Source organism: Bradyrhizobium sp. NBAIM18 (assembly GCF_020193825.1).
GTDB classification, from domain to species: Bacteria; Pseudomonadota; Alphaproteobacteria; order Rhizobiales; family Xanthobacteraceae; genus Bradyrhizobium; species Bradyrhizobium yuanmingense.
Map to the genome: position 1 here is coordinate 1 of NZ_JADYVO010000052.1, position 5,300 is coordinate 5,300.

Genomic DNA, 5,300 nt, shown 5'->3' on the forward strand with positions numbered 1-5,300 from the left:
AATGGAAGCTGGGCCAAGCCGGCAAGCCCGCCGGTCAGCAGGCCGCCTGACCTTCACGCAACGCCATCATAGAGCTCGCCGGGCCCACGCGCACGCGGCAATCGGGCGGTCTTCATCGTATGCCTACCTTAGAGCAGCACAAGTGCCATCATCGCAAGCAGCCAGGCCCCTAGCCCGTCTTATTCACGATGAGCTTTGAAGTGGCTGGCGGGTGTGGCGTAAGCCGCTGATGGGGCGTAGGATTTGGTTGCTGACACCAATTCTGCGCTGACATCGAGGCCGCCACACCCGCCATGGTCGACGATACGATTCTGCCCTTCATATTTCCAGCGGTCGGACGCAAGAAGATCACAGCCGCTTTCGATGGCGGGCGACTGACGTCGGATGCGGGCGCCATGCTGCTGTCGCTGGCCGACGGTCATGCCAAGGTCTCGGAGAAACTGGCGCGCGTTTTTCCCGAGCGGCGCGATCCGGCCCGCATCGCACATCGCCTTGTCGATCTGATCCGCGCCCGGATCTTCGCCATCGCGTGCGGCTACGAGGACGGCAATGATCTCGACCAGCTGCGCGGCGATCCGGCCTTCAAGCTGGCCTGCGGCCGTCTACCCGGACAGCGGTTTGGACCTCTGCTCGCAGCCGACCCTGTCGCGGCTGGAGAATGCCCCTGACCTGCGCGAGACGATCCGACTGAGCTATGCGCTTGTCGACCTGTGGATGGACAGCTTACTCATGCGCGCCGGGCCGGTTGCGGTCGTTCTGCGCCCGGGTAAGGTGCCGGGCGGCCTCGAAGTTCGTGGCCATCTGCGCCGCCTCGTCCGTCACATTCGAAAGCGCTGGCCCACGACGCGCATCACTTTCCGCGGCGACAGCCATTACGCCCGCCCCGAAGCCATGGAGTTCTGCGAGCAAAACGGCATCGATTACGTCTTCGCCGTGGCCGGGACCAAGCCGCTCGCCGTGAAGGTCGAGCAGATCGCCGACGCGGCCCGCGTCCAACGGGCGATCGAAGGCAAGGCGGTGATGCGGGACTACACCGAGGTCCGCCACGCCGCCGGCTCCTGGCACCACGAGCGCCGCATCGTCGCCCGCATCGAGGCGAGCGAGCACGGGCTCGATATCCGTTATGTCGTCACCAGCCTGGGCATCGGCTCGGCTCAATGGATCTACGACAGTCTCTATTGCCAACGTGGACAGGCCGAGAACCTGATCAAGCTGCACAAGAGCCAGCTCGCTTCCGATCGGACCAGCTGCCGCTCGGCGCTCGCCAATCAGGTCCGCCTCGTGCTCCACACCGCCGCTTATTGGCTCGTGCTCGTCGTGCGCGACAGGATCCCGAAACCGCGCGACCTCGCCACCGCCGAGTTCGCAACGATCAGGCTCAGGCTTCTCAAGATCGCCGCCCGCATCGTCGAGACCACAAGCCGGATCCGCATCGCCTTCGCCGCAGCCTGTCCCGAGGCCGACCTGTTCCGCGGCCTTGTCAACGCATTCTTTCCTCAATCGCCGTGACCAACGGGGCGGCTGATGCCCCGTTCATCCCCATCGCTCCTCAAACGCGTTCCCCACGTTCGACGCAAACCGCGGAAAACTCCGCAACCCTCACTCGCGACCCCACCCTGGGAACGCAAATGTGGCATTCTTCACGCTGGCACATCGTGAATAAGACGGGCTAGACCCTATGTTTGCCCTCTGAGGTGACGGGCGGCCCGCCCCGCGGCAAGCTCCTATCGAGGGTTGCGCCGGATGGTCCGGCGCCGAACCTCAAGCATGGGGAGCGGGCCTGATGAACGATAGCATTTTCGTGGGGCTGGATGTGCACAAGACGACGATTTCGGTTGCAGTGGCCGAAGGAATGCGCGGCGGGGAAGTTCGTAACTTGGGGATCATTCCTAATCGCGCTGATCAAATCGCCAAGCTGGCGAAGAAGCTTGGCATGGGTGACCGGCAGGTAAATTTTTGCTACGAGGCCGGACCCTGCGGATATGGCCTGCATCGACAACTGACGGGACTGGGGCACAACTGCATCGTGGTGGCACCCTCGCTGATCCCGATGAAGGCTGGGGATCGGGTCAAGACGGACCGGCGCGATGCGGCGATGCTGGCCAAGCTGCACCGGAGCGGCGAGCTGACAGCGGTGTGGGTTCCGGATGCGGCGCATGAGGTAACAGACATCAAGTCTGACAGCGTTGCACGTATCGAAGTCAAGGTCGTTCGGCTTGGCAGGGGCGTAGAGTGACATGGGCGTCGTAAAGCTACAGTTCGCACCGCGCACCGCGCACTGCGGCCGTCGAGCCCGATACTCCCGATTTCCTCGCACACGCGCTCGCGAAGCTGAGGCAATGTGGGGGCGATGCAATCAACGTCTTGCGCTTGACGGATGAGCTGCCTGAAGTCGTGTTGCCGTTCCTAGCTTGAGCGGCTTCACGACGGCAGGACATTCCGGCTCGCGCCATTCGGGCCGTGATGAAGTGCTGCGGCGAGCCGATGCTTGAGCGAGCGCTTGGCCTTCAGCGCTTGCGGCAACTGAAACAGAGAGCGGCGTTAAGTCGTTCAACTGTAATATCTGTCAGATTACACACGTTACAATTTAAGGCGTAATGATCATCAGTGCTCCCTTTTCGTCAATCCGCAGTATTCCCAGATTGAAGGATTGCTGGAATTCAAGGAATGCTCTCGTCCAGTCGACCGACACCCGGTCGAGTCCAAAAGGAGCACGACGAAAATGGAATTCCGCTTAGTCGTAAACAACGACGGGGCCCTGCATAACCGCGTTTGCGAGGCTGAAGAAACCAACATCCTTGCCCGCGAGGAACTCGCTATCGCTGTTATCGAAGCGTGGCGTGGAGGCAATGTCATCCCGCTCTCGCAATTGGGCCTTGAGGAGGGTGCGTACCGGGAAGCGTTGGATACCCTCTCGCTACACCCCGCTGCAGCTGACGGCGAAGCGTATTTCGGCGCGCTGAGGACCAACGGACGAGGGCAGGCATTGCTCCAAGGAGAATCGTATCTGCGCGCACTGGAGGTAGAATCCAAAGTCGTCGCTGAAATTCTCGACACCTTGAAGGGTGGTCGCGCAGCCATAGTGCCTGTGCCTCAGAGTGAACGCAGGGACCTTTCAAGCGCCGAGTAGCCGCTAACTTAATCGGCAGTGCGGGTGTGGCAGGGACAGCGTCTGATCGAACGCAACCGAACAGCGCCGAGTCTCGCCCGCACTGCCTGCGATCTGGCACTCATAATTCCTCACGGACACTCAGGGAGGGAGAGGAGGTTGTTCGGCTGAATTCCGTCCACTGTTGTCTTGATGTACTTGTGTCGACCGTCAGTGGCGACGATGACCTCGGCAGTGACGCCTGATTCTTCGACGTAGTACTCCCACTCGCCGCTTTCGAGGTCTCGGATAGTCTTCTTAACGGATAGCCTCCATCGCGTTCCGTCTAAATTTACCCCGCCGACATATTTGATTCTCTCATGCGCGTTTCGCCTGTCAGTCTTGTTTACGCAACAAATGCGCACGCGTTTTGGCATGCTGGGTGTCTCCCGTTTTCGGCAAGCTGTCGGACCAGATTAGAGCGTGCCTGACGACGTGGGGCCGACCAATTCAGGTAGTTGTGCCACGTGCTTTCCGGACGATACTTTCCGCCGTCAGCTTCAGTCGCTTGAGGCTGGCCATGTTGAAGTTGGCGGGGCGTGGTAGGGACAGCGCTCTAACTTCAACGCTCGGGGCGCCGAGTCACGTTGCCGCTAACTTCTACCATAGGTCCAAATGGACGATGATCATCAGCGTGACAAACCTTCGCCCCCAGAGCTGAGACGTTCGGAGCGGATACTACGCGCCGATCAGATCGCGCCTCGGGGCCTCACAAAGGTCAACGCAGCCGCCTACTGCGGCTGCTCCGAGGACGCGTTCGACACATGGGTTAAGAAGGGCTTGGTGCCGGGGGCTATCCCGGCACTCAGCGTTGGGATCGCAAGGCGATTGACTGGTATCTTGACCGAGCTTCCGGTCTGCCTACCGGGGAGACCGCATCGAGCGATCCGGATGTAGCCCTGGCAGAGTGGCTGGCTTCTAGACGTGCAGGCCGGTGAGCGCGATCTGGGGTCGATAACCATCACGGACACTCAGGGAGCGAGAGGAGATTGTTCGGCTGAATTCCGTCCGCTGTTGTCTTGATGTACTTGTGCCCTTCGTGTTTGGCCACGATCAAACCAGCCGTGAGCCCGTCTTCCTGCACATAGAATTCCCACGCGCCGCTTTCGATGTCTCTGATCGTCTGAACGACAGATTGCTTCCACTGACTTCCGTTCGAATATACCCCGCCGATGCTGCTGATTCTCTCGTGTGGATTCGTCCTGTCGGTCTTACTGATGCAACGAACGCGTGCGAGCCTGGCCACGGGGGTCCTCTTCTTCCGCATGCAAAAAGAGCAACCAGCTTAGCGTTCAGTGGCGGACCATGCTGCCGACCAATTCAGGTAGTTGTGCCAGGGCTTTTGCTGATGGAAGTATCCTACCGTCAGCCTTATTCCGTCGCTGAGGCTGGCAGTGGAGTTAGCGGCGCGTGGTAGGGACAGCGCTTCTTCTCTCGTCGAGCGCCGAATCACGTGGCCGCTAACTTCCAACCCCTGGGCCGAAGGATGCACACACTCGAGCCGCACATCACAGACCTACGGTCGCAAGCGCTTGAGGTGCTTGCAGCCAATCAGGCCCGGGCCGCCGATCAGTCTTTGAGCCTGGCAGATCGCCAAGTCGCGACATCTGATGCAGAGAAGGCTCAGGCAGTGTTAGGCATACTCGATAGCGTGAAGCTCACCCCCGGGCCGAAGGAGGCGGGGAAGATCTCGCTGCACGTATACGCGTGCTTCTAGAGGGGGAGGGGTGAGTGCGCCCGACTTTCTCGGGGCTAGTCGTCCGTTCTTTAATCGCGGGCACGGTGTCAACCTGTCAATCGGCGTTGGACTGGGACCTCCGATCGGCATCCAAAAGGCCCCCCTTTGATCGGCGCATTCTGCTGGTAGCGCTCGGCTCGTCGGAGCTGGCCGGGATAGCGGAGGCGAGCCGAGCGCGGGTGATGTGATCGTCGTCTCGGCTTTTGAATCGCCAACTGTCGTTACCGGTCTCGACGATGTCACAGTGGTGGGTCAATCGGTCGAGCAGCGCGGTGGTCATCTTGGCGTCGCCGAACACGGCAGAGTACCCCTATTTTGGAACGTGTCGTGTCTCACGTCACGATCACCGACCCGCATCATTTTTTGTTCGGGCACAGGCTTGAGGTGCTGAAGGAGCGGTCGGGGCGCGGTCCC

General features: G+C 60.7%; 3 protein-coding genes and 3 pseudogenes. 3 read left to right on the forward strand and 3 right to left on the reverse strand.

The annotated features are described in order from the left end of the window. Positions 1-293: 293 nt before the first annotated feature. The 3 genes and pseudogenes from I6F17_RS37265 (at position 294) to I6F17_RS37275 (ending at position 3,130) form a co-directional block, all read left to right on the forward strand. Positions 294-1,509, forward strand: a pseudogene (locus I6F17_RS37265) (IS1380 family transposase). Between the two features lie 274 nt (positions 1,510-1,783). Further along, positions 1,784-2,161: pseudogene (locus I6F17_RS37270) on the forward strand (transposase); the annotation flags it as partial. A gap of 561 nt (positions 2,162-2,722) precedes the next feature. Continuing rightward, positions 2,723-3,130 (forward strand): hypothetical protein, encoded by a 408-nt coding sequence (locus I6F17_RS37275; protein WP_146207644.1) that lies wholly within the window; start codon positions 2,723-2,725, stop codon positions 3,128-3,130. A 110-nt stretch (positions 3,131-3,240) separates the two neighbouring features. On the opposite strand, the gene I6F17_RS37280 is transcribed toward I6F17_RS37275, so the two are convergent. From I6F17_RS37280 to I6F17_RS37290, 3 genes and pseudogenes are all read right to left on the reverse strand, one after another. Then, positions 3,241-3,525, reverse strand: coding sequence for a DUF3892 domain-containing protein (locus tag I6F17_RS37280; RefSeq protein WP_109141614.1), 285 nt, complete (start codon positions 3,523-3,525; stop codon positions 3,241-3,243). A 584-nt stretch (positions 3,526-4,109) separates the two neighbouring features. After that, the gene (locus tag I6F17_RS37285; RefSeq protein ID WP_109145499.1) at positions 4,110-4,394 is read right to left on the reverse strand and encodes a DUF3892 domain-containing protein; all 285 of its coding nucleotides are present in this window, start codon (positions 4,392-4,394) and stop codon (positions 4,110-4,112) included. Between the two features lie 547 nt (positions 4,395-4,941). Further along, positions 4,942-5,193, reverse strand: a pseudogene (locus I6F17_RS37290) (ATP-binding protein); the annotation flags it as partial. Positions 5,194-5,300 lie beyond the last annotated feature (107 nt).